The organism is Ensifer sp. EB106-05-01-XG146, assembly GCF_058791875.1.
In genome coordinates, this window is the sequence record NZ_JBYTDX010000001.1 from 2875001 (window position 1) to 2901134 (window position 26134).

Genomic DNA, 26134 nt, shown 5'->3' on the forward strand with positions numbered 1-26134 from the left:
CCTGTGGGGACACAATTTGGCCCTACCTTTTTCACAATCGGCCTATCTAAGCGAAAATGAAGATGCGTCGCGGATACGGGCGCGCGGACAAGCTTGGGATATATAGGATATCGCCCTTACAGCGCCGCGCGTGATTTGACTCCGCCGCGTGAAAGATGCACACCTTCGCGCAACGTATCGCAGGCAAGAATACGGTTTAGAGAAATCGGGGACCCTCAGTTCGGCATGATCACCGACAAGAACATGGTCAGGTCGCTTGGCGACCAGCCACCGATCCTGGCGCATGGCCGGCGCGCGCCCGACAGGCGCGAGATTTCGCTGCGCTGGCTGTCGGGCACCTTCCTGACGGGGATCACCTCGAGCCTCCTGATGGGTGTCGCGCTCTTTGCAGCGCTTGACGGACGCCAGCAGCTGGCAATCCCGGCCGAAGCCTATGCCGCACTCGATGCCGGTTCGAATGGCGACGAGCAAGCGATCGCCGTTCGCGGCGGCCGCATCCTGTCGCCGAAGCTCGTTGCCAAGCCGGCCGACAAGACGATCATGGAAGTCTCGACGATGACCCATGACGGCGAGAAGGAAGTGGTGCGCAAACAGCCCTTCGTTCACGTGAAGATGGCGCTCGCCGCCAATCATCAGGCCTCGGAAAGCTATCCGGACTTCGATCCTCTGGCGATCTTCTCGACGGAAGAGGCAGACGAGGAATCCCCCGTTTCGCGAACCGGGACGCTTTACGGCTCTAACGTCGATTCCGAAGTGGCGCTGAAAACCGTCGACTTCCCGCTGCGCGGCGGCCCCACCTTCGACAGTTCGATGTCGCTGGAAGAGGTCGAGGAAAATGTCCGCACCAACGGCTCTGTCCTGACCGAGGGCAGCACCCAGGTCGCCTCGCTCTACTATGTCGATCCGCAGCGCTTCGCCTCGGAGAGTGACGGGCTCGATCTTCTCCAGGGCCTGACCGCGCGCATCGTCGAGCAGAACAAGAGTGACGCCGCCTACGAGACGATCGACGAAGAAACCACCGAATACGCCGATGACATCATTCCGGTGCGGCGCCAGACCGACATCGCGACAGTCATGAGCAGTGCCGGCTACACCAAGGCGCAGGCCGAGGACGCCGCCAGCTATCTCGGCCAGGCGCTCGGCGCCAGCGAGCTTTCCGAAGGCGATGTCCTGCGCATCGGCATCATCCAGAACGGCGAGACGCAGAAGGGCCAGGACGCACGCATCGTGCGGGCCACGATCTATTCGCGCAACCGGCATGTGCTGACGATGGCGGTCGATGACAAGGGCCGCTTCGTCCCCGGCGCCGAGCCACCGAGGCTCGACGCGGTCGCCACCGCCTTCGACGACAACGGCGCGCCGGTCATGACCAGCAGCCACGACCTGCCGCGGGTCTATGACGGCATCTACCGGGCGGCACTTTCCTACGGCATGAACGCCGACATGGTCGGCCTCGTCGTCAAGCTGCTCGCCAGCAATGTCGATTTCCAGGCGCAGCTGAAGCCGACGGATTCGCTTGAAGCCTTCTTCTCCGTGACCGACGAACGCGGCATGGCGACGGAGGAATCCGAGCTCCTCTATGTTCGCGCCAAATTCGGCGATGCCGTTACCGCCTTCTACCGGTTCCAGGATCCGAGCGACAACACGATCGACTATTTCGACCAGGACGGCAAAAGCATCCGCCAGTTCCTGCTGCGCAATCCCGTGCCGAATGGCCATTTCCGTTCGGGCTTCGGCATGCGCCGGCACCCGATCCTCGGTTTCTCGCGCATGCACACCGGCGTCGACTGGGCAGCCCCGCGCGGCACACCGATCATCGCCGCCGGCGGCGGTGTCGTCGAAAAGGCCGGCTGGGATTCCGGCGGCTATGGCAATCAGACGCTGATCCGCCATGCCAACGGCTACGTGTCCTCCTACAACCACCAGAGCGCGATCGCCAAAAACGTCAAGGTGGGCAACAAGGTCGTCCAGGGCCAGGTGATCGGCTGGGTCGGAACGACCGGCCTTTCGACCGGACCGCACCTGCACTACGAGCTGATCGTCAACGGCAACAAGGTCGACCCCTTGCGCATCCGACTGCCCGGCGGCAAGTCGCTTTCGGGCGACGCGCTGGCGAAGTTCGAGAAGGAACGCGACCGCATCGACGAATTGCTGAACAAGGACGGCACGGGCGCAGAGGTCGCGAGCAACTAACCGCTCCCCTCCCCTGCTCGAAAATCAGCACAAACAGAAAGGCCGCCCCGAAGGGCGGCCTCTTGATTTGTGCGCTGCTGGACTTACGCGGCTTCCTTGTCCGGCCCCGCCCCGCGCTTGAAGTTGAGGCGGTCCGAGCCCGACAGCACCTTGACGGTCGAACCATCAGGGAACTCGCCCTGCAGGATCTTCTCGGCGAGCGGATCCTGCACGAACGTCTGGATCGCCCGCTTCAGCGGACGGGCACCATAGGCCGGGTCGTAGCCCTTGTCGGCCAGGAACGCGCGGGCATCGTCGTCGAGTTCCAGCGTGATCTTGCGCTCGGCAAGCAGCTTGCGCAGCCTTTCGAGCTGGATATCGACGATCGCCCCCATCTCCGACCGACGCAGCCGGTGGAACAGGATGATCTCGTCGACGCGGTTCAGGAACTCCGGCCGGAAGGCGGACTTCACCACCTCCATCACCTGGTCGCGAACCGCATCACTGTCCTCATTTTCGCCAAGCCCGACCAGATACTCCGCGCCGAGGTTCGAGGTCATGATGATCATCGTGTTGCGGAAGTCGACGGTGCGACCCTGACCATCGGTCAGGCGGCCGTCGTCGAGCACCTGCAGCAGCACGTTGAAGACATCCGGATGCGCCTTCTCGATCTCGTCGAACAGCACGACCTGATAGGGCCGGCGCCGAACAGCTTCGGTCAACGCACCGCCTTCCTCGTAGCCGACATAGCCCGGAGGCGCACCGATCAGCCGGGCGACGGAGTGCTTCTCCATGTATTCCGACATGTCGACACGCAGCAACGCGGTCTCGTCGTCGAAGAGGAACCGGGCAAGCGCCTTGGTCAGCTCCGTCTTGCCGACGCCGGTCGGGCCCAGGAAGATGAACGAGCCGATCGGCCGGTTCGGATCCTGGAGACCCGCACGGGCACGCCGGACGGCACGGGAAACTGCCTGCACGGCGTCACCCTGGCCGACGACCCACTTCGCCAATTCGTCTTCCATGCGAAGCAGCTTGTCGCGTTCGCCTTCCAGCATCTTGTCGACCGGAATGCCCGTCCAGCGAGACACCACATGCGCGATGTTGTCGGGGGTCACGACCTCCTGCACCATCGGGTTGGCATTGGCGTTCTCCTGGCTTTCGGCGTCCGAGAGCTCCTTTTCGAGCTTCGGAATGACACCGTAGGTCAGTTCGCCGGCTCGCTGGAACTCGCCCTTGCGCTGGACGATCGCCAGTTCGTTGCGGGCTTCGTCGAGCTGCTTCTTGAGATCGGCGGCACGCCCGAGCTTCTGCTTTTCCGCCTGCCAGCGAGCCGTCAGCGCGGATGCCTGCTCTTCGAGCGAAGCAAGATCAAGTTCGAGCTTCTCGAGCCGATCCTTCGACGAGACATCGGTTTCCTTCTTCAGGGCCTCGCGCTCGATCTTCAGCTGGATGATGCGACGATCGAGCTCGTCGAGCTCCTCGGGCTTGGAATCCACCTGCATGCGCAGCCGCGACGCGGCTTCGTCCATCAGGTCGATCGCCTTGTCCGGCAGGAACCGGTCGGTGATGTAGCGGTTCGAAAGGGTCGCGGCGGCAACCAGCGCCGAATCCGAAATCCGGACCTTGTGGTGCTGCTCGTACTTTTCCTTCAGACCGCGCAGGATCGAGATCGTGTCTTCGACCGTCGGCTCCTCGACCATGACCGGCTGGAAGCGACGGGCAAGGGCCGCGTCCTTTTCGACATGCTTGCGGTACTCGTCGAGCGTGGTCGCGCCAACGCAATGCAGTTCGCCGCGCGCAAGCGCCGGCTTCAACAGGTTGGAGGCGTCCATGGCGCCATCGGCCTTGCCGGCCCCGACCAGCGTGTGCATCTCGTCGATGAACAGGATGATCTCGCCGTTTTCGGCCTGCACCTCGTTGAGCACGGCCTTCAGCCGCTCCTCGAACTCGCCGCGGAACTTCGCACCGGCAATCAGCGCGCCCAGGTCGAGCGCCATCAGCCGCTTGTCCTTGAGGCTTTCCGGCACGTCGCCATTGACGATGCGCAGTGCCAGGCCCTCGGCGATCGCGGTCTTGCCGACGCCGGGCTCACCGATCAGAACCGGATTGTTCTTGGTGCGGCGCGACAGCACCTGGATGGTGCGGCGGATCTCGTCGTCGCGGCCGATGACCGGGTCGAGCTTGCCTTCTCGCGCGTCGGCCGTCAGGTCGCGCGCGTATTTCTTCAGGCTGTCGAAGCCCTGTTCGGCAGTGGCGCTGTCGGCGGTGCGGCCCTTGCGGATGTCGTTGATCACCTGGTTGAGCTTGGTCGGCGTGACGCCGGCCTTCTTCAGCACATCTGCGGTGGCAGCCGAGCTTTCGATCGCCAGCGCCAGCAACAGGCGCTCGACGGTGACGAAGCTGTCGCCGGCCTTCTTGGCTGCGTCTTCGGCGCTCGAAAACACCCGCGCAAGCGGCTGCGACAGATAGACGGAACCGTTGCCGCCGGAAACCTTCGGAAGCTTTGCAAGCGCTGCGTCATTGCCGGCGCGCGCTTCGCGGGCATCACCACCGGCCCGCTCGATCAGCGAGGCGGCCATGCCCTGGTCGTCATCGAGCAGTACCTTCAGCACATGCTCCGGCGTGAACTGCTGGTGTCCTTGCGCCAGCGCATAGGTCTGCGCCGACTGTAGAAAACCGCGCACGCGCTCGGAATATTTTTCGATGTTCATACTCTACCTCCATAGCCCGGCAGGCCCATCATGGCACCCGTCGGTGTTTCAGGATCAGGCTCCCGCATTCGGCAAGCCTGTCAGTGTGACGCGATCCCCGCTTTGCGTCGGATCAACGCGTCCGAAGCGAATATGGGGCAGCGATTTTGGAAATTAAAGAGCCTCCCGACGCTCCTGAGACGGAAATCTGCAACCGCGAGGCGGCCGCGCACCGAAAGGGTAACGCGGCCGCGGGATCGTCTATGCCGCGGGGGTCCGCTCGGCGAAGGACGCGCCGAATTCCTTCATCCGCCGCACATAGTAGGCCGGCTCGATCAGGACCTCCGGCAGATAGAGGCCCGGCGCCGGGGCGGCCCCTCCTTCAAGGCCGAGCATGCGCTCGACCGCAAGGGCGACGCCAAGCGCCGTCAGTGGGGCCTGGCCCTGAGGGTGCACGATCTCATAGCGACGGTCGACCAGTTCGCCGTGTTTGTCGCGGCCCTTGATATCGATGGCGATCTCCGTCGAGAACGGTTCGCCGCGCCGCCTGCTCGCGGACACGCTATAGGCAAGATCCAGGCGGATATTGCTGGCGTTGGTACGGGCCGAAAGCGCCATGACGTCGAAGGGCGAATAGGCGGTCGCTTCGAGTTCGACGCCGTCAACGCTTCTGAAGCGCGCCTTGGAATCCTCGCCGCCGGCCCAGTGGAACTTGCCATCCGCGACGGTCAAAGCGGCGGGCGCAAGGCCGGTGATGCGGTTGTAGTCCGCAAGTGCTGCCGGCCCACCCATGTCCTCTTCGTCGAGCAAGACGCCGATGCGGATCGTGTCGATCGCTTCATAGGCTTTGGCAAAGTCGAGGATTGGGAAGATCGCGGCGCCGGCGAGCCAGTGGCTGGCGAGCAGGATCGGCGCACTGTCCGGCGCGTGGATATACTGCGCCATCTCCGGACCGACCTCGAAGGTGCCGCTCGATAGGCTGATATAGGGAATGCCGTGGCGCTGGGCGTAACGCATCGAACTCAGCTTTTCGTCTTTCAGGAAGATGACGACGGCGCTGAAGCGGGGCGCATCGCCAAGGCCGAGATCCGGGCGACTGAGGTCGACGCTGACCCCGACCGCGCCGCCAACCTCACGTGCGACCGCCTCGGCCCTGCCAAGATCGCGGCCACCGATCGCGATCGGCAGCGTCGGGTGCAGACGACGAATGATCCTTGCGGCCTGCGACCCGACGACACCGGAACCACCGACAATCAAAACGGGCTGAAACTTGCTCGACATCTTCCTATCTCCTAAACGAGAGGTAAGCGGCACCTACCGAACTTACCATTAGTAACTTACTATTGGTAAGTAGGATGCCGAATACCACTTTCAAGAGGCATGAGCCGACGCGAAAAGAGGATTGTGATCGATGAGCCGGACGAAAGGCCGAAAGCTTGCGAAGCCCGAGCGGCGCGCCCAGCTGCTCGAGACCGCCAGGGAGATCCTGCGCGAACGGGGCGCCGACGCCCTGACGCTTGGCCATCTCGCCGAAAGCGCTGGCGTCAGCAAGCCGATCGCCTATGAACATTTCGGCACGCGCGAGGGGCTCTTGATCGCGCTCTCCCAGGAAATCGAAGACCGGCACACGGAAAAACTGAAGGTCGCGCTGAAGGGTGCATTAAATCGGCTCGAAGCGGTCGCCGATATCATCAGTTCCGTCTACATCAACTGTGCTGTCGAAAGCGGCGAGGAATGGCAGGCGATCTCCGGCGCGCTGCGCGGCAATGCGGACATGATCGCCACGCAACAACAGCAGGCTGACGATTACGTCGCCATGATCAAGGCAGCCCTCTCCCCCTTCTCGGAAGTCCCCGAGGACGATCTGAGGCTTCGATGCACGGGTATCGCCGGCGCGGCCGAGGCGATCGGCCGCGAACTGATCCGCGGGCGCACAAACGAGGCCTCTGCGAGCAGCAACCTAACTGCGCTCATCATCGACAGTGCCAAAAGCTAACCAGTGAAACTGGCTGATCAGCGTTTGCCGTACAAAGAAAAACCCGGCCGCGATGGGCCGGGTTTTTGATGCCTGCACCGGGCAGGCTGACTATTGCGACTTCGCTTACTCGGAAGCAGCCAGAGCCGGCGCTTCCGGAGCGTCATCACCCGACGGCTGAGCTTCGTCGGCAGCACCTTCCTGGGCGCTGCGGCGCGGACGGCGCGGACGCGGCGCGTTGCGGCGGCGCGTTGCGGCACGGCCGGAAGCGGCAGGAGCTTCTTCTTCCATCGCAACTTCGGCCGGCGTGCCTTCGATCACCGGCTGCGGGCCGGTACCATCGATGACAACGGGCTGCGGCTCGGCAACAGGCGTTACGGCTGCGGCACCCGAAGCCGGCATGTCGTCGGCGTAGCCCTGATCCAGATCGTCCTGGTCCTGGTCGGCTGCGTCGTGGCCGCGGAAGTCCTGACGGTCGTCACGCTGGAAACGATCCTGCATCTGCGCCTGCGCGGCAGCAATGATGCGGTTGTAGTGTTCGGCGTGCTGCAGGTAATTTTCCGCCATGACCCGGTCGCCGGAGCTCTGGGCGTCGCGAGCAAGTGCAGAGTACTTCTCGGCGATGTGCTGGGCCGTACCGCGAATCTTCACATCCGGGCCGGAGCTGTCGTAGGTCCGCGTCAGCGGATTCGAGCCCTTGCGGTTGTGATTGTTGTTGCTTCCATTGTTGTTGTTATTGTTGTTGTTATTTCGCCCGCGGCCGCGCTTGTTTTGCTGTCCTGGCCTCATAGTACATTCACCCGAATTCTCTTGATAATGATGATCATGTGGTTTCGTCTTCCGGCCGGATCCGCCCGACAGAGCACGCACCGTTGCGCTCGCACAATGGCGGCTTCGGCGCCGACTGACGTCAAATTAACAGGTACCCGCACAAGGCACGTGTTGAACCCTAGCAACTCTTTCTTGAGAGCAATCCCCGTGGCCAGGTCATACCGGAACGAATCTTAGGTCCATGACCTTCTGCCCAGTGCGCGGGCAAACTAGCCCGCTTCCTCTGGGATTCCAAGCCCTTTCTTTGCCTCTGCAAGAAAGAAGATGCGCCAGTGCAGCATTTTTTCAACGGTTTGTGTCGCGTTCGAAGATCAGGACGCGGTCATTGCCGCCGAGATCCTTCGCCTCTTCACGCAGACGGAATTTTTCGGCGTAAAACAACGCCGTTACCGCCTCTTTCTGGTCGAAACCGATTTCCAAGCCTATCACGCCGTTTGTCTCAAGATGATGACCCGCTTGAGAAGCGATGGCGCGATAGGCATCTAGCCCATCTTCTCCGCCATCAAGCGCTGCGGCCGGGTCGTGAAGTCTCACCTCCGGCTCAAGCTCTTCGACCACACTGGACCGGATATACGGCGGATTTGAGACGATAACGTCGTAACGACCGTCCACCTTTTCGTACCAGTTGCTGAGCAACGGCCGAAAGCGATCCGCAAGTCCGAGAGCGACGGCATTTGCCGTCGCCGTTGCCAGCGCGTCTCCGGATATATCGGTAGCCGTGCCTCTGGCTTCAAGAACCTCAGACAGAAGCGCGAGACAAATCGCGCCCGTGCCGGTCCCGAGATCCATGATCTCGCAACCTCCCTTTCGCGCGACCACCGCGCGCAGATAGGGGATCATGCGGTCGACCAAGGTCTCGGTGTCCGGGCGCGGCTCCAGGGTTTCCTTCGACAGCCTCAGCGGCAGACCGAAAAACTCGCGTTCACCGAGGATGCGATAGACCGGCTCGCGCGCCAGCCGGCGCGCAACCGCCGCCCGGATCCGCTGGGCATCCTCATCCGAAACCGGGTCCCTGCCCCGCGACACGACCGCGCTCAGCGACAGGTCGAGCAGGCCCGAGATCAGGTGCCGGACGTCGAGCGCCGCATGCTCGATGCCGCCCGCCTGCAGGCGATCGCGACTTTCGGCAACCAGGCTCGCGAGCGTCTCGGCCATCTCTTAGCCCCGCTGCTCGCCGAGCTGCGCCAGCTGGCTCGCCTGGTAGTCGGCAAGCAGCGCATCGACGACTTCGTCGATCTCGCCCATCATCATCCGGTCGAGCTTGTAGAGCGTCAGGTTGATGCGGTGGTCGGTAAGGCGTCCCTGCGGGAAATTGTAGGTGCGGATGCGTTCGGAGCGGTCGCCCGATCCCACCTGGCTCTTGCGGTCGGCCGAGCGTTCGCTGTCGGCGCGCTGGCGCTCCATGTCGTAGAGGCGCGAGCGCAGCACCTGCATCGCTTTCGCACGATTCTGGTGCTGCGACTTTTCCGAGCTGGTGACGACGAGCCCGGTCGGCAGGTGGGTGATGCGCACGGCCGAGTCCGTCGTGTTGACGTGCTGTCCGCCGGCGCCCGACGAGCGCATCGTGTCGATGCGGATATCCTCGGGCCGGATCTCGATATCGATGTCTTCGGCCTCGGGCAGCACTGCGACGGTTGCCGCCGAGGTGTGAATGCGACCGCTCGCCTCCGTCTCCGGCACGCGCTGTACGCGGTGCACACCAGATTCGAACTTCAGCCGCGCGAACACGCCGCGCCCGGAAACTGTAGCGATGATTTCCTTGAAACCGCCGGCTTCGCCTTCGCTCGACGACAGCACTTCGACCTTCCACCCCTTGCCCGCCGCATAACGCTCGTACATCCGGAACAGGTCGCCGGCAAACAGCGCCGCCTCGGAACCACCGGTTCCGGCGCGGATTTCAAGGATCGCGCTCTTTTCGTCGGCCGCATCCTTCGGCAGGAGCAGGATCTGGATCTCCTGTTCCAGCTGTTCGATCGCGTCGACGACCTCGGGCTTTTCCATTTCGGCGAGATCACGCATCTCGCGGTCGGTCGATTTGTCGGCGAGCATGGCGGTGATGTCGGCAAGCTCCGCCGTCGCCTTTTCGTAGGCGCGGATCTTCGTCACCACCGGCTGCAGTTCGGAATACTCCGAGGCGAGCTTGACGTAGACGTCCGCGGCCGGGCCGGCGGACATGCGCGCCTCGATTTCACCGAACCGCCGTTCCAGTTCGCGCATCTTTTCAACGGGAAGCTTTGCCAAGTCTCACTCCAATGCGTCTCGCCCCGGCCGGATCAGCTCCGGACGAGGGTTGCGACGCGTCACTTCAATCTAAACCGGAATGCCGTTTTCCGCGGCGAAATCCACCAGCATCTGGCGAACGGGCGTCTGATCTCGCGTGTCGTCCAGTGCAGCGTTGAGCAGTGCGCCGAGCTTGGACGCGTCAAGCGCCAGAAGCATCGCCTTGATCGGTCCGACGGCCGTCGGCGACATCGACACCGAACGGAAGCCAAGACCCAGCAGCGCCATGGCCGAGAGCGGCTTGCTCGCCATCTCGCCGCAGAGCGTCACCGGCGTATCGTGCCGGTCGCCGGCGCGCACGATATCACGCAGGATCCTGAGGAACGGGCGCCCGAGCACGTCGAAACGATCGGACACGCGGGCATTGCCGCGGTCGACGGCCATCGCGAACTGGAAGAGGTCGTTGGAGCCGACCGAGACGAAGTCCACCTCGGTCATCAGCTCGTCGAGCTGCCAGAGCAGCGCCGGCACTTCCAGCATGGCGCCGAATTGCAGCTTGCGCGGCAACTGTTCGCCGAGCTTCGACTGCCGCTCGATTTCCTTCTGCAGGAGGTCGCGCGCGATCCTGAGTTCGGAAACCTCGGTGACCATCGGCAGCATCAGCTTCAGCTCGGCACCGGCCGCCGCCCGCAGCATCGCGCGGAGCTGGGTGCGCAGCAGACCCGGCCGGTCGAGCGAAAGCCGGATGGCGCGCCAGCCGAGCGCCGGGTTTTCCTCTTCCGCAGCGCGGAAATAGGGAACCACCTTGTCGCCGCCAATATCGAGTGTGCGGAAGGTTACGGGCTTGCCGCCCGTCTGCTTCAGCACGCTGCGGTAGAAGGCTTCCTGTTCCTCCGCCTTCGGCATGGTCGAGGCGATCATGAACTGGAGTTCGGTGCGGAAGAGGCCGATACCTTCGGCACCCGCCTCGTTCAGATGCGGAAGGTCGACCAATAGGCCGGCATTCATCTGCAACGTGATACGCGTGCCGTCCCGGGTCAGCGGTTCGACGTCCTTCAGCGCGCGGAACTGTGCCTGACGCCGCGCCCGGAAGCGAACCTTTTCCTCATAGGCACGCTGCAGGTCGGCGAGCGGCCGCAGATGCACCTTGGCGTCATCGCCATCGATGATGATCGCGTCGCGGTTTTCCGCAAGCGCCACGGCACCGGTCGCCTGGCCGATCACAGGAATGCCCATGGCGCGGGCAACGATCACCACGTGGCTGGTGACGGCACCCTCTTCGAGCACCAGGCCGCGCACATTTTCGCGCGGATAGTCGAGCAGCTCGGCAGCGCCCATGGCGCGCGCGACGATCACCGCATCGTTCGGGAAGTCGCTCGCCGAAAGCTTGGCGCCGTAGCCCGAGAGCTGGCGCAGCAAGCGGTTGGCGAGATCGTCAAAATCATGCATGCGCTCGCGCAGATAAGGGTCCGTCAGGCGGATCATGCGCGCTTTGGTTTCGCTCTGCACACGCTCGACGGCGGCTTCCGCCGTCAGGCCGTTGCGGATCGCTTCTTCGAGCTTGCGCACCCAGCCGCGGTCATGCGCGAACATGCGGTAGGTCTCGAGCACTGCCCGATGCTCGCCCTCCATCGACACCTCGCGGCGCGACAACATGTCGTCGATCGAGATCCGCAGCGACCCGAGCGCCTCTGCAAGCCGCTGCAACTCCTGGTCGGTATCCTCGTTGAGAAGATTGGTGACGACGATCCTTGGTTCGTGCAGGACGACATAGCCAAGGCCGATGCCTTCGCCGTAGCTGTTGCCGTCGATCGAGACGGGACGCGAGAGATCGAGTTCGAGCCCTGGCTTGGTGATCTTCTTGAGCTCGCCGGTTGCCACCATCTCGGCGAGAACCATGGCGGTCGTCTCGAGCGCCTCGACCTCGTCCTCGCGATAGTTGCGCATCGCCTTGTTCTGGACGACGAGAACGCCGAGCGCGCGCCCTGTGCGCAGGATCGGCACGCCGAGGAAGGAATGATAGATCTCTTCGCCGGTCTCCGGCAGGTAGGTAAAGGCCGGGTGAGACTGGGCGTCGGACAGATTGAGCGGCCGGGCCGAAGCGGCGATGGTACCGACGAGGCCCTGCCCCATCTTCAACTGCGCCAGGTGAACGGCGGCCTTGTTCAGACCTTCGGTCGCATAGAGTTCGAGCACGCCGTCGGAGCGCAGCACGTAGACCGAACACACTTCCGCGACCATATTCTGCGCGATCTGGCGCACGATACGGTCAAGGCGCTCCTGCGGCTCCAGCGGTTCCGCCATCAACTCGCGCAACCGCTTGAGGAGAACGCGCGGACCTGCGGAAAGGTCTCTCATCGCGTGGGGTCTCCCGAAATAGAGGGGACGGCAGCAAAGGGGATGCGCGGCCAAGTCGCCGCGAATCCCAAATCGGTCGTCTGTCGATTAACTCTTATCGAGACCGTAAGCGGAATGCAAAGTGCGAACCGCCAATTCCGCATAGGGTCCATCGATCAGGATCGAAATCTTGATCTCGGAAGTGGTGATCGCCTTGATGTTGATGCCCTTGTCGGCAAGCGCACGGAAGGCCGACGCTGCAACACCGGCGTGGCTGCGCATGCCGATACCGATGACCGATACCTTGACGAGGCCGGCTTCGGACTGGACAACGTCGTAACCGATCTTGTCCTTGTTGTCGCCGAGCACCTTCAGTGCCTTGTCGACATCGCCGGAGGGAACCGTGAAGGTCATGTCGGTTTTCGAACCGTCCTCGGAGATGTTCTGGACAATCATATCGACGTTGATATGGGCTTCAGCCAGCGGGCCGAAAATCGCGGCGGAGACGCCCGGCCGGTCGGCGAGACGGCGCAGCGAAATCTGGGCTTCATCCTTGGCATAGGCAATGCCGGTTACGACTTCCTGTTCCACGATCTCATCCTCATCACAAATCAGCGTACCGGGCGGATTGAGAAGGTCACCCATGCCCGGCGCATCGGGATCTTCGAAAGACGAACGCACGAAGGTGCGGACCTTGTGCACCATGGCAAGCTCCACCGAGCGCACCTGCAGCACCTTGGCGCCGAGCGATGCCATTTCCAGCATTTCCTCGAACGCGATCTTCTTCAGACGCCGCGCCTTCGGCTCGATGCGCGGGTCGGTGGTGTAGACGCCATCGACGTCGGTGTAGATGTCGCAGCGATCAGCCTTGACGCCGGCGGCAATCGCAACGGCCGAGGTGTCGGAGCCGCCGCGGCCGAGGGTGGCGACGCGGTTGTCAGGCCCAAGTCCCTGGAAGCCGGCGATGACGGCGACCTGGCCCTCGCCCATGCGGCGGATGAGCTCGGCACCGTCGATGTCGAGAATGCGGGCAGCGCCGTGGGCGTTGTCGGTACGGATCGGGACCTGCCAGCCCTGCCACGAGCGGGCGTTGATGCCCATCGACTGCAGCGCGATGGCGAGAAGACCGGAGGTCACCTGTTCGCCGGACGCGACGATCGCGTCGTATTCGCGCGCATCGTAGAAGGGCGAGTTGGCGCCGGTTGCCTTCGGCATGTTCTGCACCCAGCCGACCAGCTCATTGGTCTTGCCGGACATCGCGGAAACGACGACGGCAACTTCGTGGCCGGCATCGACCTCGCGTTTCACATGGCGGGCAACATTGTGGATGCGTTCCAAATCAGCGACGGACGTCCCGCCGAATTTCATCACGATGCGTGCCATGTGCCTCTACCGGTACCCAAATTGCGCGCGCTTGCGCGCGTGACAGGAAAGCCCCCGCCGGCGCCCGACGGTCAAAAAGCTTGGGAGACTTCTCGCACATCGGCAGTCACCGCTTCGGGGAGCGGAAAGTCGCGGCGTCTCTTAGCGGATCAGGGGCCTGCGCGCAATGGCAGGGCGGCAGGAATAAGGCTCCATACGCACGGTGGGGAAACGTGCGCGGTCGCGGTTTGCGCCACTTGAAATTGCGGCAGCGCCGGCTAGGCTGCCAACGGACGCTTGAGGGGGCAGACATGCAAGCACATCGCATACCCGCAACCGCACGAATGATGGCCCGCTGTGCCGTCGCGCTTTCCGTGACGCTCTTGTGTTCGACACTGTCGAACGCCGCCGATTTCGACCAGGCGCGCATGGCGCCGCAAGGCGACTGGACGGTGATCGTCAGCCCCTATGTCTGGGCGGCGAGCCTCAAGGGGGACGCATCGCTTGCCGGCTTCGACACCGACGTCGACGTGCCCTTCAAAGACACGCTCGACCATCTCGACTTGGCGCTGATGGGCAACATCGAGCTGACCAACGGCCAATGGGGTGTCTATTTCGACGGCCAATACGTCCGTACCAGCCAGGATGAGGAGCTGCTCAGCCATGAGATCGGCCTCGACATCAAGATGACGACGCTGGCCTTCGGCGCGTTCTATCAGGTCTATGAGCAGGAACTCGGCGGCAACACCGTCTTCGGCAAGCCCCGGACGCTGTCGATCGAGCCGACGATCGGTCTGCGCTGGACGAAGCTCGAGGCGGACGTGTCCGTGGCCGGTTTCAACACGAGCAAGAGCGCCGACTGGACCGACCCCTTCGTCGGCCTGCGGCTCAACGCCGATCTCAGCGAGCGCTGGAACCTCGTCGCCGAGGCCGATGTCGGCGGCTTCGATGTCGGCTCAAAGCTCAGCGTCAACGCCCAGGCCTATCTCGGATACCGGACCGAAATGCTTGGCCAGCCGACAATTTTGCGCGCCGGGTACCGGTTGCTCTATCAGGATTACGAAAGCGACGACTTCACGGGCGCGAACAAGTTCCGCTGGGACGTGAACCAGCACGGCCCGGTGATCGGCTTTTCCATGTTGTTTTAGAACCTGGGCCTGCTTCAACGCTCAAGGACCGTCTGGCGGATACCCAGCATACGCTTTGCCCGCGAAGGAGAATGGTATGACGTTCATCGTAAAGCCGGCCGTCCGATCGGTCACATCCGCACTTGCCGCCCTTCTCATGCTCGGTCAGACGACGGCGGAAGCCTGCACCCGCCTCGTCTATCTCGGCCCCGATGACAATATCATCACTGCCCGATCGATGGACTGGAAGAGCGACGTCGCGACCAACCTCTGGGTCCTGCCGCGCGGCATCGAGCGCAACGGTCAGGCAGGGCCGAACTCATTCAAATGGACGGCGAAGTATGGAAGCGTCGTGGCCACCGGCTATGATGTCTCGACCACCGACGGCGTCAACGAGGCCGGCCTCAATGCCAATCTCCTGTGGCTGGTCGAATCCGAGTACCCTGACTTCAATGACAAATCGAAACCGGGCCTGACGATCGCCGCCTGGGCGCAATATGTGCTCGACAGCTTCGCCACTGTCGAGGACGCGGTGAAGGCGCTTGAGAAAGAACCGTTCACGATCGTCACCGACAACGTACCGGGTGAGAACCGGCTGACGACGCTGCACCTTTCGATCTCGGACAAGACCGGCGACAGCGCAATCGTCGAGTATATCGCCGGCAAGCAGGTGATCCATCACGGTCGCCCGTATCAGGTGATGACCAATTCGCCTGTCTTCGACCAGCAACTGGCCCTGAACGCCTACTGGAAGCAGATCGGCGGCACCGTGATGCTGCCGGGCACGAACCGCGCGGCCGATCGTTTCGCGCGCGCCTCGTTCTACGTCAACGCCATTCCGAAGGACGAGAACCCCGACCGTGCGCTGGCCAGCGTCTTCAGCGTCATTCGCAATGTCTCGGTTCCCTATGGGCTCAACACGCCGGAGGAACCGAACATTTCCTCGACCCGCTGGCGCACCGTGGTCGATCACAAGCGCAAGCTCTATTTCTTCGAGTCGGCGCTGACCCCGAACACCTTCTGGGTCGACCTGAAGAAGATCGATTTTACTAAGGAGACCGGCAAGGTGATGAAGCTCGATCTCGGCGAAAACCAGGATCACACCTATTCGGGCGACGCGACCGGCGACTTCAAGCAGGCCGAACCGTTCAAGTTCCTCGGGTTGCAGATATGAGCACACCGGCTCGGGGCCGGCGCGAAGCCATTGAAAATTGCGCGCGACGGTGTTATTGACGCTGCCGCAAGTTCAAATTCGAGAAAGGGGGGCTGCACGTGATGACATTTTTCCGGCACCACCGCCAGCGTGGCCCCGTCCAAGCCCTGCAGATGCGTTTGCAGGGCTGACCAGACATCCTTCCGCGAAGATCGCGAGCCTATTCCTGGTCTGCCCAGAGTGATGCAGTGCGGAACCGTTTCGGTTTGAACGACTGCATCGTCTTCCAATACCGAGCCGATGCGGCCCGAGCACAGCATGTCTGTGTTGCGGGCTCGACCATCCGAAACCCCGGCCTGAAGTGCCGCCCCGGATGATCCGCCGTCGCTCGTGCAGTCCAGAGAACGACCATGGCCTTGATCAATATCCGCAACCTCGGCGTCAGCCTGAGCGCACCGCTTTTCTCCAGTCTTAGCCTGTCCGTCGCATCCGGTGATCGTATCGGCATCGTCGCTGCCAACGGCCGCGGCAAGTCGACCCTGCTGAGATCAATCGCCGGCAACTTTGATCCGACCGCCGGTGAAATTACCCGCTCGCGCGGGCTGACGGTCGGTCACGTCGAGCAGAACGTGCCTGCGTCGCTTTTACCTCTCTCCTTCCACGACGCCGTTCTTTCGGCCCTCCCGGCCGACCAGGCGGAAAACGAAAGCTGGCGCGTCGATATCGTGCTCGATGCCCTCGATGTGCCGGAGGTTCTGCGGGCTCGCGCCGTGTCGGAGTTGAGCGGCGGCTGGCAGCGGCTGATGCTGCTTGCCCGCGTCTGGGTCAGCGAGCCAGACGCGCTGCTGCTGGACGAGCCGACCAACCATCTCGATCTCGCCAAGATCGGCCGGCTGGAGGCCTGGCTGAATGCGCTGCCACGCGACGTGCCGGTGCTGGTTGCCAGCCACGACCGCGCCTTCCTGGACGCAACCACCAACCGCACGCTGTTCCTGAGGCCAGAGCAATCGCCGATCTTCGCGCTCCCCTATTCGCGGGCGCGCGCCGCTCTCGATGAGGTGGACGCATCGGAGGAGCGGCGTTACCAGCGCGACATGAAGGTGGCGCAGCAACTGCGTCGGCAGGCCGCCAAGCTCAACAATATCGGCATCAACTCCGGAAGCGACCTGCTCACGATAAAAACGAAGCAACTGAAGCAGCGCGCGGAACGGCTGGAGGATGCGGCAAAGCCCGCGCATCAGGAACGTTCCGCCGGCGCGATCCGGCTCGCCAATCGAGGCACCCATGCCAAGATCCTGGTGACGCTCGACGACGTCCAGGTCGAAACGCCCGACGGCACCCCGCTTTTCCGCACCGGCAAGCGCTGGATCTGCCAGGGCGACCGCATCGTGCTGCTTGGCGAAAACGGCGCCGGCAAGACCCGGCTCGTCAACCTGATCCGCACGGCGATCGAGGAGCCCTCCCGCGCGCCGGAGACGCTGAGGGCAACACCCTCGCTGGTGCTCGGCTACAGCGACCAGGCGCTTGCCGGCCTGTCGGACGAGGAGACGCCGCTTGCCGCGCTGTCCCGCCGCTTCTCGCTCGGCGACCAGCGCGCCCGTAGCCTGCTCGTCGGTGTCGGCGTCGGCATCGACATGCAGGAAAAGGCGATCGGCCGGCTGTCGGGCGGCCAGAAGGCGCGTCTTGCCATGCTGGTGCTGCGCTTGAAGGAGCCCAATTTCTACCTGCTCGACGAACCGACCAACCACCTGGACATCGAGGGCCAGGAAGCGCTCGAAACGGAGTTGTTGAGAAACGAGACGAGCTGCCTGCTCGTCTCCCACGACCGCAGCTTCGTGCGCAATGTCGGCGACCGCTTCTGGCTGATCGAGAAGCGCCGCCTCGTCGAAGTCGAGGACCCGGAGGACTTCTTCGCCTCGGCGGCGGCAGGCGACGTCGGCTGACATAAAGCGCAATCATCGCATTTGTGACGCCCGCAACAAGCGGCGTCACAAATGCCAACATCATCAGGCGGGCGGCCGCGCAATCAGGCATGCGACTTCGCCGCTGTCAAATATCTGCGCCGACAGTGCCTCGACCAGCAAGCGGTGGCGAAGGGCCGCCGCCGCGAGCCGCGCGCCAACGTCGTCCGCCCCCGTGGACGGCTCGTCATGAAAAAGAAAAAGACGTCCCTCAGGCTTCAACAGCTGCGCCAGCGCCGCAAACTCTCGAGCGGGATCGCCCCGCGTGAACACGCCGACGCGCATGGCGAACGCCTTGTCGAAGCGACGGCCACCGAGATCGAACGAGCGAAGCTCCGCAACCCGCAAGGTCGCCCGGCCTGCAGCAACATGTTCAGCATTTCTGCGTGCTGCCGCCGCGATCATCACAGCCGAGCGATCGATGGCGACAATCTCCCCTTCGTCGAGCCGATCGCAAACCTTCGTCACGGCAATGCCATGGCCGCATCCGACTTCGAGCAGATGATCGGACGGCTGCGGCGCGATGACGCCGACCGCCCAGTCGATCCTGTTCAAGCCCATGTGGATTCCCCCCTCGCCGGCGCAGAAACTAGCACGCGGAAGAGCCATAGCGCCAACCAATCCGATGCAAAAATAAAACCACTTGCAAAACAATATCAGATTTGCCACCCTTTCCGTGACAGGCATGCCGCAACGGGAGAGATACAATGCGCAAGGTCATCATGTGGGACATGGTTAGCGTCGACGGATTCTTCGAAGCACCGGGGCACGACATCGAGTGGTTCGTCTTCGAGGACGAACTCGCCGCCTATATCGGCGAAACGCAGCTCGAGGCCGACACCCTGCTTTTCGGTCGCGTGACCTATGAAATGATGGCGGGCTACTGGCCATCTGCCGAAGGCGACATCGCGACCTTCATGAACGGCGTCGAGAAATTCGTCTTCTCGCGCACGCTGACCTCCGCCGATTGGGCCGGCACGACGCTCGTGACCGGCGATGCTGCAAGCGAAGTCGAACGACTGAAGGCGCTGGATGGCGGCACGATCTTCGTTTTCGGCAGCGCCGACTTCGCGAGCGAACTGATCGAGAAGGGCCTCGTCGACGAATACCGCCTCGGCATCAATCCGGTGCTTCTCGGCGAGGGTGTGCCGCTGTTCAAACCAGGGCTGAAGCGGACGAAACTCAAACTGACCCACACACGCCCTCTGACATCCGGCGTGGTTATCCTGCACTACCAGCCAGAAGCGGACGCGTAGCAGGACGGGCGCCACGCACGCGTGTGCGCCGATCTGGCCCAGCGCCGCCTCTTGACTTCCTTGTCCGATCGTCCGACTTCACTGCTGCACAAGTCCCTAAATCGGGATCGATTTAAGGATAGAATTGTGCAGCACTTTAAAGTGCTACAGCGTCCTTAGCGCGCCTTGAAAGACGCGCGGCGCTGTCGGGACGATGCAAGGAGACGGCGACATGAGCGAGACCGCACGCACGACGATTGACCAGAGCGAGGTTGACCGCTTTTCCGCCATGGCCGCGGAGTGGTGGGATCCGACCGGCAAGTTCCGGCCACTGCACAAGTTCAATCCCGTTCGCCTCGCCTATATCCGCGACAAGGTGGCCGAGCATTTCGGCCGTGATCCAAGGAGCCCGCAGCCGCTCAAAGGTCTGCGGCTGCTCGATATCGGTTGCGGCGGCGGCCTCCTGTCGGAGCCGATGGCACGCATGGGCGCCGATGTTCTCGGCGCCGACGCCTCCGAAAAGAACATCGGCATCGCCAAGACGCACGCGGCCGGAAGCGGTGTGGCGGTCGACTATCGCGCCGTGACCGCCGAAGCCCTTGCCGAAGCCGGCGAGAGCTTCGACATCGTGCTCAACATGGAAGTGGTCGAGCATGTCGCCGATGTCGATTTCTTCATGACCACCTGCGCCCATATGGTTCGCCCCGGCGGTCTGATGTTCGTCGCCACCATCAACCGCACCATGAAGGCAGCGGCGCTTGCCATCTTCGCAGCCGAGAACGTCTTGCGCTGGCTGCCGCGCGGTACGCACCAGTATGAAAAACTGGTGCGCCCGGAGGAACTGGAAAAGCCGCTCGTGGCCAACGGCCTCGAAGTGACCGAGCGGACCGGCGTCTTCTTCAATCCGCTTTCCAATCAGTGGAACCTGTCCAAGGACATGGACGTCAACTACATGATCGTCGCCAAGCGGCCGCTATGAGCAGCTGTCGGCGGCCTCAGCCAGCCTGCCGACGCTCCTGCCACTCGCGCTTCAGCAGCGCATAGACGTATTCGTCGCCCCAGACATCGTTGAAACGGTCGTTCTCGATCAGATGCGCTTCGCGGCGCATGCCGAGACGCTCGACGACGCCGACGGACCCCTTGTTGAGGGCATCAAGCCGGGCAAAGATCCGGTGAAACTTCAGCGTCGAAAAGCCGAGATCAAGCAACGCCCGCATCGCTTCCGTAGCGTAGCCCTTGCCGGCAAAGTCGGGATTGAAGATGTAGCCGGTCTCCGCCTGTTCCGCCGCACTGCTTGCGAGCTTCAGCAGGACTTCGCCGATCAGTACACCATCCTCGCGGCGCTCGACGGCAAACACCGCGACGTCCCCATCGTCAACGAGCTTTGGCGCCGAAGCCTTGGCGAATTTTGTCCGCGCTGCCGTTTCGTCGAGCGGGTCCTGATAGAGATAATGGTAGACCTTCGGCAGGCGGTGATAGGCAAAGAATGCCGGAAAATCGCCAGGCGCGAAGGGCCGGATAACGAGGCGATCAGTGGAAATGTGAACATCGGACAATGCCATTGGCTGGAAAACTCCCATTGCAAAGCTGCGAGATGGGAGCCAAGGCATTGTATTTAAAGGGCGGGAACCAAAGTTTAGACGGCAGATGCGAAAGTGCCCCGCGTCAGTTGACCTCGTCGGGCAAGATCGGCAGCGGCGCGACCGCGATCCCTTCTTCGAGCAACGCCACGGCCTCTTCCGCCGTCGCCTTGCCGATCAGCCCGCGCTCTTCCGCCTCGCCGTAGTGGATCTTGCGGGCTTCCTCGGGAAAGCGCTCGCCGACATCCTCGGCGTTCTCGCGTACGGACTTCACCAGCTCGCGGATCTTGGCGACCGTTTCCTTCTGCGCCTGGTCCATGATCACCGCCCGCGTCGCCTCCTTCTTGCGCGCGGTCGCAACCGAGGGCGCCATCAGTTGCTTGGCAACGGAGGTCGAGTTGCAGCTCGGACAGGAGACCAGTTTGCGCTCGACCTGGCGGTCGAAATCGTCACTCGACGAGAACCAGCCCTCGAAATCGTGGCCGTTGTCGCAGGAAAGGGTGTAGCGGATCAAGCGGCAACGCCTCCCTTCCCGGTCGGCGCCACTTCATCGAGCACGAAGCTACGGGCATTCTTCAAGTTCGGTATCTTGGCGCGCGCCGCGTGCACGGCCGCGACATCGATGTCGGCAAGCACAACCGCCTCGCCCGTAGGGCCAGCCGAAGCGAGCACGCGCCCCCAGGGATCGACGATCATAGAATGGCCGAACGTCTCACGCCCATCCTCATGCGTGCCCCCTTGCGCGGCGGCAATGACGAAGAGGCCGTTCTCGATCGCGCGGGCGCGAAGCAGGATTTCCCAGTGCGCCTCGCCCGTCTGCCGCGTGAAGGCGGCGGGCACCGACATGACCTCGGCGCCGGCAACGGCCTGTTGCCGGAAAAGCTCCGGGAAGCGCACGTCGTAGCAAATGGAAAAGCCAAGTTTGCCGAAGTCGAGTTCGGCCAGGCGCGCAATGCTGCCCGGCTGATAGGCGGCACTTTCCCGCCAGCTCTCGCCGTTCTCGAGATCGACGTCGAACATATGGATCTTGTCATAGTCACAGATCTTTTGGCCATTCGGGCCAAACAGCAGGCCGCGATTGGCGATCTTACCGTCGGCAAGCGCGATCGGCGTCGAGCCGACATGGAGGTAGACGCCAAGTTCGCCGGCAAGCTGAGCTGCCGACGCGGCAATAAGATCGTTGGCCTCGTCCTTCAGGATCGCGCGCAGAGCCGCCCGGTCCCGCTGCAGCGCCCCGGTCATTTCCGGAGTCTGGATATAGGTCGCGCCGTGGGCTGCCGCTTCGCGCGCGAGCCGCACCATCGTCTCCGCATTCTTGCGCGGATCGACGCCGGAACACATCTGAATGGCTGCGGCCTTGAAAGTCATTACGTCCAACTCCTAAGCGCTCACCGCTGATAAACGGGACGTCGCCTCATGCAAGGGTACGGTGCCTCAGGCAGCCAGCATCGCGTCGAGTTTGCCGGCGCGTTCCAGCGCGTGCAGGTCGTCGCAGCCACCGACATGAATGTCATTGATGAAGATCTGCGGGAACGTCGTCCCGCCGTGCGACTTGTCGATCATCACCTGCCGAACGTTCGGATCATAGGTGGCATCGTGCTCGAGGAAGGAAACGCCCTTGGTTTCCAGGAGTTTCTTTGCGGCCGAGCAATAGCCGCAGAACTGACGCGTATAAATGACCACCGAAGCCATGATCCTGAACCGCTCCTTTGCCGGCGACCGTGCCGGACATCTGATTGTCATATAAGACCGGATACGGCTCTTGCAAAGGTCAAAACCGTGACCGACCCGGCCCCCGCCCGCTTCAGCGCACGGGTCGCTGCGGCAACGGTTGCGCCGGTCGTATATACATCGTCGACGAGAACCACGCTTTTCCCACTGAGACCCGCCCTGCCGCTTTCCGAGACGGCGAAGGCGCCGCGGACGTTCTCCTCGCGGGCGCGCAACCCCAGGCGAACCTGCGGGCTCGTGCGCCGGACGCGCTTCAAGATGTCGGGCTGATACGGACGACCGGAGAGCTGCGCAATGGCTCGCGCCAACTCCGCCGACTGGTTGAACCGCCGCTTCCACAGCCGGAAGGCGTGCAGCGGCACGGGGATGATCGCGTCGGCGGAAGCGACGGCACCGTCGCTCGCCCGGATCATCCATGTCGCCATCATCGGCGCGAGATCCGTGCGGTCGCGATATTTCAGCCCGTGGACCAGATCGCGGGCAACACCTTCATGGATCGCCACCGACCTTAACCGATCGAATGCAGGCGGGTTGGCGATCGCCTCCGGTGACACCGCTCCGGCGCCGTGATCGACCGAAAACGGCATGCCGAGAATATCGCAATAGGGCCGTTCGATCAGCGGCAGTGTCGCCCAGCAGGAGGCGCAGACCGCGCGATGATCGCCGACCAGCCGGCCGCAACCGCAACAGACAGGCGGAAAGACGAGATCGACGAGCCCCAGTCCGAATCGTTTCAGCATGCCCGCGCGCCACGCCTGCGGAATACGCAACCTCTCCCATGCCATGCGGTTGACTTTGTGCCTCCGAAGGTCTCTTTGCTGCCCATCGCGGAGAGACTATCGTGGAAAAAATCTTTGACCAGAGCCTCGTCGAGGCGCACCGGGCAAGGGCGCTCAGAAACGCCGATCCGAAGGCCGGTTTCCTTCTCGACATCGTTGCCGAAGAGCTCGCCGAGCGTGTCGGCGTGGTCGAGCGTCATTTTGATCGCGCACTCGAACTGCACGGCTATACCGGAGAAACGGCCCGCCAACTGATGGCGACCGGCAAGATCGACGCCATCGAGCGCGTCGAGACCGACGCCCGCTTCAGCTCGACCGAGGCGCCGGTGACGATCGCCTCGCTCGAGGAAGTTCCGGTCGAACCGGAAAGCGTCAACCTGATCGTCTCGCCGCTGTCCCTGCATCTGACCAACGATACACCGGGCGCCTTCATCCAGGTGCGGCGGGCGCTAAAGCCCGATGGGTTGTTCCTCGCCGCCATCCCGGGCAGCGGCACGCTGCAGGAGCTGCGCGAAGCGCTTCTGGCTGCAGAGGCCGAGCTGACCGGCGGCGCCAGCCCGCGCGTCATTCCCTTCGCCGATGTCCGTGACGTCGGCGCTCTGCTCCAACGCGCCGGCTTCGCACTGCCGGTCACCGACACTGAAACCTACACGGTGCGCTACGATTCGCTGTTCGCGCTGATCCGCGACCTGCGCGCCATGGGTATGACCAGCCCGCTTTCGGCGCGCAGCCGCACGCCCGTTTCCAGGCGGTTCTTCCTCAGGGCTGCGGAAATTTACGCGGAGCGCTTCTCCGATCCGGACGGCCGCGTTCGCGCTACCTTCTCCATCATCTATCTGTCCGGCTGGGCGCCGCACGAAAGCCAGCAGAAGCCGCTGAAGCCGGGTTCAGCAAAGCAACGGCTTTCGGTAGCGCTTGGCACGAAGGAGCAGCCGCTCTAAGGCGGCATCCACCCCAGATCCGGTTTTAGTGCTTATGCGCTCGGGAACGCTGCGGCGAGCGAGTCGTAGACGTAGGTCAGGGCGTTGCCGATCTGGTTGGCCCCGAAGATTAAGCTGAGGGAGACGAGGGCGGCGATCAGCGCATACTCGATGGCGATGCCGCCGTCCGTGCCACCAAACAAGCGTCTAAGCGTTTCCATGCGTCCCCAGCCAGATTTGTGTTCAATCCGAATCGGACGCCAGCGCCAAACGGGCCGATGGCGTTCGCCTCAGCAGCCGCTCTTGCGGCCGTCGGCATCGATAATGCAAACCGCTCCGGGCATTTCCTGAAGGACGCTGCGCCGAACCGTGTAGCGCTTGGTGGTCCCCTTCGAAGGGATGGAGCCGGTGGAAATGTTGTCGTAATCGACGGGCGTGTTCGCCATGATGCGCTTGTCGGTCTTGGATGACAGCATGGGCGTCAGGATCAGCGTCAGCGCGATCACCGCCGTTCCGAACAACAGCGACAGATTGAGCACACCTGTCCGGCGGGACTGATTATTCATCAGATCCTTTTCCTGAACCGTGTTCCAGAAATCGTCGTCCACCATCCCAGCCTCACAAACGCGCAAAATACGGCGAACGCAAGCGCCCTTCCCAAGCTTGGTTCCACCGCACTGCCTGAAATCGATACGCCGTTGCCAACGATACGTACCAAAACTGAATTGGAGCTATCTTTGCGCCAGGGAGATAAACGATCGATTAATAATCAATCAGATTTCGGGTAGGTTCAGAGCAAATCCATAAGAAACGGGATAAGCGGTTCGTCTGCCGGCGGCATCGGAAAATCGCGCAGGGCCTTTGGCCGGACCCACTTGATCGCCTGGCCTTCCCGCCCGATCGCAACCCCTTCATAGCGGCGGCAGACATAGAGCGGCATCAGCAGATGGAAGTCGTCATAGGTGTGGCTGGCGAAGGTGAGCGGCGCCAGGCATGCGACCTTGGTGCGGATGCCGAGTTCTTCCTCAAGCTCGCGGATCAGGGTTTCCTCCGGCGTCTCGCCGGCTTCAACCTTGCCGCCCGGAAACTCCCATAGGCCGGCAAGCGATTTTCCTTCCGGCCGCTGCGCGAGCAGGATGCGACCATCGGAATCGACAAGCGCGCAGGCCGCGACAAGCACGATCTTCTTTCCGTTGGCATCCATGGCCTCAAGCTCCCGGCGTTCGATAGATGTAGCTGTAAACCTCGGAGAAACCGGCGCCGCGATAAAGCGCCATAGCCGCGCTGTTATCCGCTTCCACCTGCAGCCAGGCCTTCTTGGCTCCGCGCAGACGCGCCCAGCGCAGGCAGACGTCGAGCATCGCCTTGCCGACGCCCCGGCCACGGACCCGCTCGTCCACGGCAAACTGCATGATGCCGGCAAGATCGTTGTCCTGGACGACGAGCGCCACGGCCGTCGGCCCCATCTCGGCATCCTCGAACAGGAAGAGGCCACTCTCCGGCTTGATCGCGTTGATGATTTCGGCCAGCGCCGCCTTGCGCTTCGGATCGCTCTTCGCAATCCCGATGCACGCATCGACGAACCGGCCGACATCCTTGATCGGCAGATGATCGATGCCGTCACCGAACTCGCGCTCGACCAGGTCGACGCTCATGACCAGGCTGCGGCTGAACGCATTCCAGCCCTCGGCATCCATATGGGCGACAAGCTGCGGCGGCGTCAGCGGCGTCTGGCGCACAGTCAGCGGCCGGCCGTAGTCGGCAAAGCGCCGGGCAGCCTTTTCGAGACGGACCGGGATGTCGCGATAGTCGGACGGATCAAGCGGATTGACGGAATTCAGCCGCTTGGAATCATGGCCTGCATTGAGCCGGATCAGCCAGCTGCCATCATATTGCACGGACGCTGCCGGCCAGGCGCGGAAACCCACGGCCTCGAGACGGCGCACGTTTGGAAGATCCACCATTGCCACTTCCCCAGCTTCGGCCTGTGCCTTGCCCGCCACGGGCCGAATATCATTCGATGTCATCTTGCTACCTCTACGGCCTGGCGCGCTAGGCCGC

25 protein-coding genes are annotated in these 26134 nt (G+C 63.0%); 8 read left to right on the forward strand and 17 right to left on the reverse strand.

Annotation, left to right across the window (positions count from 1 at the left end):
- The first annotated feature begins 225 nt into the window (after positions 1–225).
- A complete protein-coding gene (locus AC3WVQ_RS14320; protein ID WP_034797679.1) occupies positions 226–2193 on the forward strand; it encodes a M23 family metallopeptidase in 1968 nt (655 codons plus the stop codon).
- Positions 2194–2276: 83 nt separating this feature from the next.
- Here the strand turns inward: AC3WVQ_RS14320 and clpB are convergent, their stop codons facing one another.
- Together clpB and AC3WVQ_RS14330 are read right to left on the reverse strand one after the other, a co-directional pair.
- Positions 2277–4883 (reverse strand): ATP-dependent chaperone ClpB, encoded by a 2607-nt coding sequence (clpB, locus tag AC3WVQ_RS14325; protein WP_492382806.1) that lies wholly within the window; start codon positions 4881–4883, stop codon positions 2277–2279.
- A 240-nt stretch (positions 4884–5123) separates the two neighbouring features.
- Positions 5124–6143: an SDR family oxidoreductase gene (locus AC3WVQ_RS14330; RefSeq protein ID WP_090299854.1), complete on the reverse strand. Its 1020-nt coding sequence runs from the start codon at positions 6141–6143 to the stop codon at positions 5124–5126.
- Positions 6144–6273: 130 nt separating this feature from the next.
- Here AC3WVQ_RS14330 and AC3WVQ_RS14335 point away from each other — a divergent pair, with 130 nt between their 5' ends.
- Entirely contained in the window at positions 6274–6858 is a 585-nt protein-coding gene (locus tag AC3WVQ_RS14335) for a TetR/AcrR family transcriptional regulator (RefSeq protein WP_090299856.1), read from the forward strand.
- A 105-nt stretch (positions 6859–6963) separates the two neighbouring features.
- Here the strand turns inward: AC3WVQ_RS14335 and AC3WVQ_RS14340 are convergent, their stop codons facing one another.
- The 5 genes from AC3WVQ_RS14340 to AC3WVQ_RS14360 all read right to left on the reverse strand — a co-directional run bounded on the left by AC3WVQ_RS14340 (position 6964) and on the right by AC3WVQ_RS14360 (position 13608).
- Positions 6964–7626 (reverse strand): DUF4167 domain-containing protein, encoded by a 663-nt coding sequence (locus tag AC3WVQ_RS14340; protein WP_034797687.1) that lies wholly within the window; start codon positions 7624–7626, stop codon positions 6964–6966.
- Positions 7627–7953: 327 nt separating this feature from the next.
- Positions 7954–8823: a peptide chain release factor N(5)-glutamine methyltransferase gene (gene prmC / locus AC3WVQ_RS14345; RefSeq protein ID WP_034797690.1), complete on the reverse strand. Its 870-nt coding sequence runs from the start codon at positions 8821–8823 to the stop codon at positions 7954–7956.
- 3 nt (positions 8824–8826) lie between these two features.
- Entirely contained in the window at positions 8827–9909 is a 1083-nt protein-coding gene (prfA, locus tag AC3WVQ_RS14350) for a peptide chain release factor 1 (protein WP_060518361.1), read from the reverse strand.
- Between the two features lie 69 nt (positions 9910–9978).
- Complete coding sequence (ptsP, locus tag AC3WVQ_RS14355) at positions 9979–12246, reverse strand: phosphoenolpyruvate--protein phosphotransferase (protein ID WP_034797694.1); 2268 nt, start codon at positions 12244–12246, stop codon at positions 9979–9981.
- Positions 12247–12333: 87 nt separating this feature from the next.
- Positions 12334–13608: an aspartate kinase gene (locus AC3WVQ_RS14360; protein ID WP_034797696.1), complete on the reverse strand. Its 1275-nt coding sequence runs from the start codon at positions 13606–13608 to the stop codon at positions 12334–12336.
- A 326-nt stretch (positions 13609–13934) separates the two neighbouring features.
- Between AC3WVQ_RS14360 and AC3WVQ_RS14365 the strand changes: the two genes are divergently transcribed.
- The 3 genes from AC3WVQ_RS14365 (at position 13935) to AC3WVQ_RS14375 (ending at position 17810) form a co-directional block, all read left to right on the forward strand.
- On the forward strand, positions 13935–14735 hold the full coding sequence (locus AC3WVQ_RS14365) for a hypothetical protein (RefSeq protein ID WP_060584467.1): 801 nt from the start codon (positions 13935–13937) through the stop codon (positions 14733–14735).
- 136 nt (positions 14736–14871) lie between these two features.
- Complete coding sequence (locus AC3WVQ_RS14370) at positions 14872–15888, forward strand: linear amide C-N hydrolase (RefSeq protein ID WP_371590114.1); 1017 nt, start codon at positions 14872–14874, stop codon at positions 15886–15888.
- Positions 15889–16277: 389 nt separating this feature from the next.
- On the forward strand, positions 16278–17810 hold the full coding sequence (locus tag AC3WVQ_RS14375; protein WP_110819222.1) for an ABC-F family ATP-binding cassette domain-containing protein: 1533 nt from the start codon (positions 16278–16280) through the stop codon (positions 17808–17810).
- A 63-nt stretch (positions 17811–17873) separates the two neighbouring features.
- Here the strand turns inward: AC3WVQ_RS14375 and AC3WVQ_RS14380 are convergent, their stop codons facing one another.
- Entirely contained in the window at positions 17874–18536 is a 663-nt protein-coding gene (locus AC3WVQ_RS14380) for an SAM-dependent methyltransferase (RefSeq protein WP_146243019.1), read from the reverse strand.
- On the opposite strand from AC3WVQ_RS14380, the gene AC3WVQ_RS14385 reads away from it, so the two are divergent.
- Together AC3WVQ_RS14385 and ubiG are read left to right on the forward strand one after the other, a co-directional pair.
- Entirely contained in the window at positions 18536–19084 is a 549-nt protein-coding gene (locus AC3WVQ_RS14385) for a dihydrofolate reductase family protein (protein ID WP_060518369.1), read from the forward strand. The two genes, AC3WVQ_RS14380 and AC3WVQ_RS14385, sit on opposite strands and share 1 nt — an antisense overlap.
- Before the next feature lie 211 nt (positions 19085–19295).
- On the forward strand, positions 19296–20042 hold the full coding sequence (gene ubiG, locus AC3WVQ_RS14390; protein ID WP_090299864.1) for a bifunctional 2-polyprenyl-6-hydroxyphenol methylase/3-demethylubiquinol 3-O-methyltransferase UbiG: 747 nt from the start codon (positions 19296–19298) through the stop codon (positions 20040–20042).
- Positions 20043–20058: 16 nt separating this feature from the next.
- On the opposite strand, the gene AC3WVQ_RS14395 is transcribed toward ubiG, so the two are convergent.
- The 5 genes from AC3WVQ_RS14395 to AC3WVQ_RS14415 form a co-directional block, all read right to left on the reverse strand.
- A complete protein-coding gene (locus AC3WVQ_RS14395) occupies positions 20059–20625 on the reverse strand; it encodes a GNAT family N-acetyltransferase (protein ID WP_492382807.1) in 567 nt (188 codons plus the stop codon).
- Positions 20626–20728: 103 nt separating this feature from the next.
- Positions 20729–21157, reverse strand: coding sequence for a DUF1178 family protein (locus AC3WVQ_RS14400; RefSeq protein WP_034797716.1), 429 nt, complete (start codon positions 21155–21157; stop codon positions 20729–20731).
- Positions 21154–22011, reverse strand: coding sequence for a carbon-nitrogen hydrolase family protein (locus AC3WVQ_RS14405; protein ID WP_090299866.1), 858 nt, complete (start codon positions 22009–22011; stop codon positions 21154–21156). Before AC3WVQ_RS14405 ends, AC3WVQ_RS14400 begins: the two co-directional genes overlap by 4 nt.
- Positions 22012–22077: 66 nt before the next feature.
- Positions 22078–22335, reverse strand: a complete 258-nt coding sequence (grxC, locus tag AC3WVQ_RS14410) for a glutaredoxin 3 (RefSeq protein ID WP_034797718.1) — start codon at positions 22333–22335, stop codon at positions 22078–22080.
- Between the two features lie 47 nt (positions 22336–22382).
- On the reverse strand, positions 22383–23114 hold the full coding sequence (locus AC3WVQ_RS14415; protein WP_234824480.1) for a ComF family protein: 732 nt from the start codon (positions 23112–23114) through the stop codon (positions 22383–22385).
- Positions 23115–23215: 101 nt separating this feature from the next.
- On the opposite strand from AC3WVQ_RS14415, the gene AC3WVQ_RS14420 reads away from it, so the two are divergent.
- Entirely contained in the window at positions 23216–24094 is an 879-nt protein-coding gene (locus AC3WVQ_RS14420; RefSeq protein WP_090299873.1) for a methyltransferase domain-containing protein, read from the forward strand.
- Positions 24095–24126: 32 nt separating this feature from the next.
- Here the strand turns inward: AC3WVQ_RS14420 and AC3WVQ_RS14425 are convergent, their stop codons facing one another.
- The 4 genes from AC3WVQ_RS14425 to AC3WVQ_RS14440 all read right to left on the reverse strand — a co-directional run bounded on the left by AC3WVQ_RS14425 (position 24127) and on the right by AC3WVQ_RS14440 (position 26100).
- Positions 24127–24294 carry a Flp family type IVb pilin gene (locus AC3WVQ_RS14425; protein ID WP_082566310.1) on the reverse strand — a complete coding sequence of 56 codons (168 nt, stop codon included), beginning with the start codon at positions 24292–24294 and terminating at the stop codon, positions 24127–24129.
- 69 nt (positions 24295–24363) lie between these two features.
- A complete protein-coding gene (locus tag AC3WVQ_RS14430) occupies positions 24364–24684 on the reverse strand; it encodes a hypothetical protein (RefSeq protein ID WP_034797725.1) in 321 nt (106 codons plus the stop codon).
- Positions 24685–24863: 179 nt separating this feature from the next.
- Positions 24864–25277, reverse strand: a complete 414-nt coding sequence (gene mutT / locus AC3WVQ_RS14435; RefSeq protein ID WP_060518377.1) for an 8-oxo-dGTP diphosphatase MutT — start codon at positions 25275–25277, stop codon at positions 24864–24866.
- Positions 25278–25281: 4 nt separating this feature from the next.
- The gene (locus AC3WVQ_RS14440) at positions 25282–26100 is read right to left on the reverse strand and encodes a GNAT family N-acetyltransferase (protein WP_060518378.1); all 819 of its coding nucleotides are present in this window, start codon (positions 26098–26100) and stop codon (positions 25282–25284) included.
- Between the last annotated feature and the right edge of the window lie 34 nt (positions 26101–26134).

Coding starts and splice junctions, on each gene's coding strand:
- AC3WVQ_RS14320 (WP_034797679.1), top strand. CDS start 226: ATGATCACCGACAAGAACATGGTCAGGTCGCTTGGCGACCAGCCACCG.
- clpB (WP_492382806.1), bottom strand. CDS start 4,883: ATGAACATCGAAAAATATTCCGAGCGCGTGCGCGGTTTTCTACAGTCG.
- AC3WVQ_RS14330 (WP_090299854.1), bottom strand. CDS start 6,143: ATGTCGAGCAAGTTTCAGCCCGTTTTGATTGTCGGTGGTTCCGGTGTC.
- AC3WVQ_RS14335 (WP_090299856.1), top strand. CDS start 6,274: ATGAGCCGGACGAAAGGCCGAAAGCTTGCGAAGCCCGAGCGGCGCGCC.
- AC3WVQ_RS14340 (WP_034797687.1), bottom strand. CDS start 7,626: ATGAGGCCAGGACAGCAAAACAAGCGCGGCCGCGGGCGAAATAACAAC.
- prmC (WP_034797690.1), bottom strand. CDS start 8,823: ATGGCCGAGACGCTCGCGAGCCTGGTTGCCGAAAGTCGCGATCGCCTG.
- ptsP (WP_034797694.1), bottom strand. CDS start 12,246: ATGAGAGACCTTTCCGCAGGTCCGCGCGTTCTCCTCAAGCGGTTGCGC.
- AC3WVQ_RS14360 (WP_034797696.1), bottom strand. CDS start 13,608: ATGGCACGCATCGTGATGAAATTCGGCGGGACGTCCGTCGCTGATTTG.
- AC3WVQ_RS14365 (WP_060584467.1), top strand. CDS start 13,935: ATGGCCCGCTGTGCCGTCGCGCTTTCCGTGACGCTCTTGTGTTCGACA.
- AC3WVQ_RS14370 (WP_371590114.1), top strand. CDS start 14,872: ATGCTCGGTCAGACGACGGCGGAAGCCTGCACCCGCCTCGTCTATCTC.
- AC3WVQ_RS14375 (WP_110819222.1), top strand. CDS start 16,278: ATGGCCTTGATCAATATCCGCAACCTCGGCGTCAGCCTGAGCGCACCG.
- AC3WVQ_RS14385 (WP_060518369.1), top strand. CDS start 18,536: ATGCGCAAGGTCATCATGTGGGACATGGTTAGCGTCGACGGATTCTTC.
- ubiG (WP_090299864.1), top strand. CDS start 19,296: ATGAGCGAGACCGCACGCACGACGATTGACCAGAGCGAGGTTGACCGC.
- AC3WVQ_RS14395 (WP_492382807.1), bottom strand. CDS start 20,625: ATGGCATTGTCCGATGTTCACATTTCCACTGATCGCCTCGTTATCCGG.
- AC3WVQ_RS14405 (WP_090299866.1), bottom strand. CDS start 22,011: ATGACTTTCAAGGCCGCAGCCATTCAGATGTGTTCCGGCGTCGATCCG.
- grxC (WP_034797718.1), bottom strand. CDS start 22,335: ATGGCTTCGGTGGTCATTTATACGCGTCAGTTCTGCGGCTATTGCTCG.
- AC3WVQ_RS14415 (WP_234824480.1), bottom strand. CDS start 23,114: ATGCTGAAACGATTCGGACTGGGGCTCGTCGATCTCGTCTTTCCGCCT.
- AC3WVQ_RS14425 (WP_082566310.1), bottom strand. CDS start 24,294: ATGGAAACGCTTAGACGCTTGTTTGGTGGCACGGACGGCGGCATCGCC.
- AC3WVQ_RS14430 (WP_034797725.1), bottom strand. CDS start 24,684: ATGGTGGACGACGATTTCTGGAACACGGTTCAGGAAAAGGATCTGATG.
- mutT (WP_060518377.1), bottom strand. CDS start 25,277: ATGGATGCCAACGGAAAGAAGATCGTGCTTGTCGCGGCCTGCGCGCTT.
- AC3WVQ_RS14440 (WP_060518378.1), bottom strand. CDS start 26,100: ATGACATCGAATGATATTCGGCCCGTGGCGGGCAAGGCACAGGCCGAA.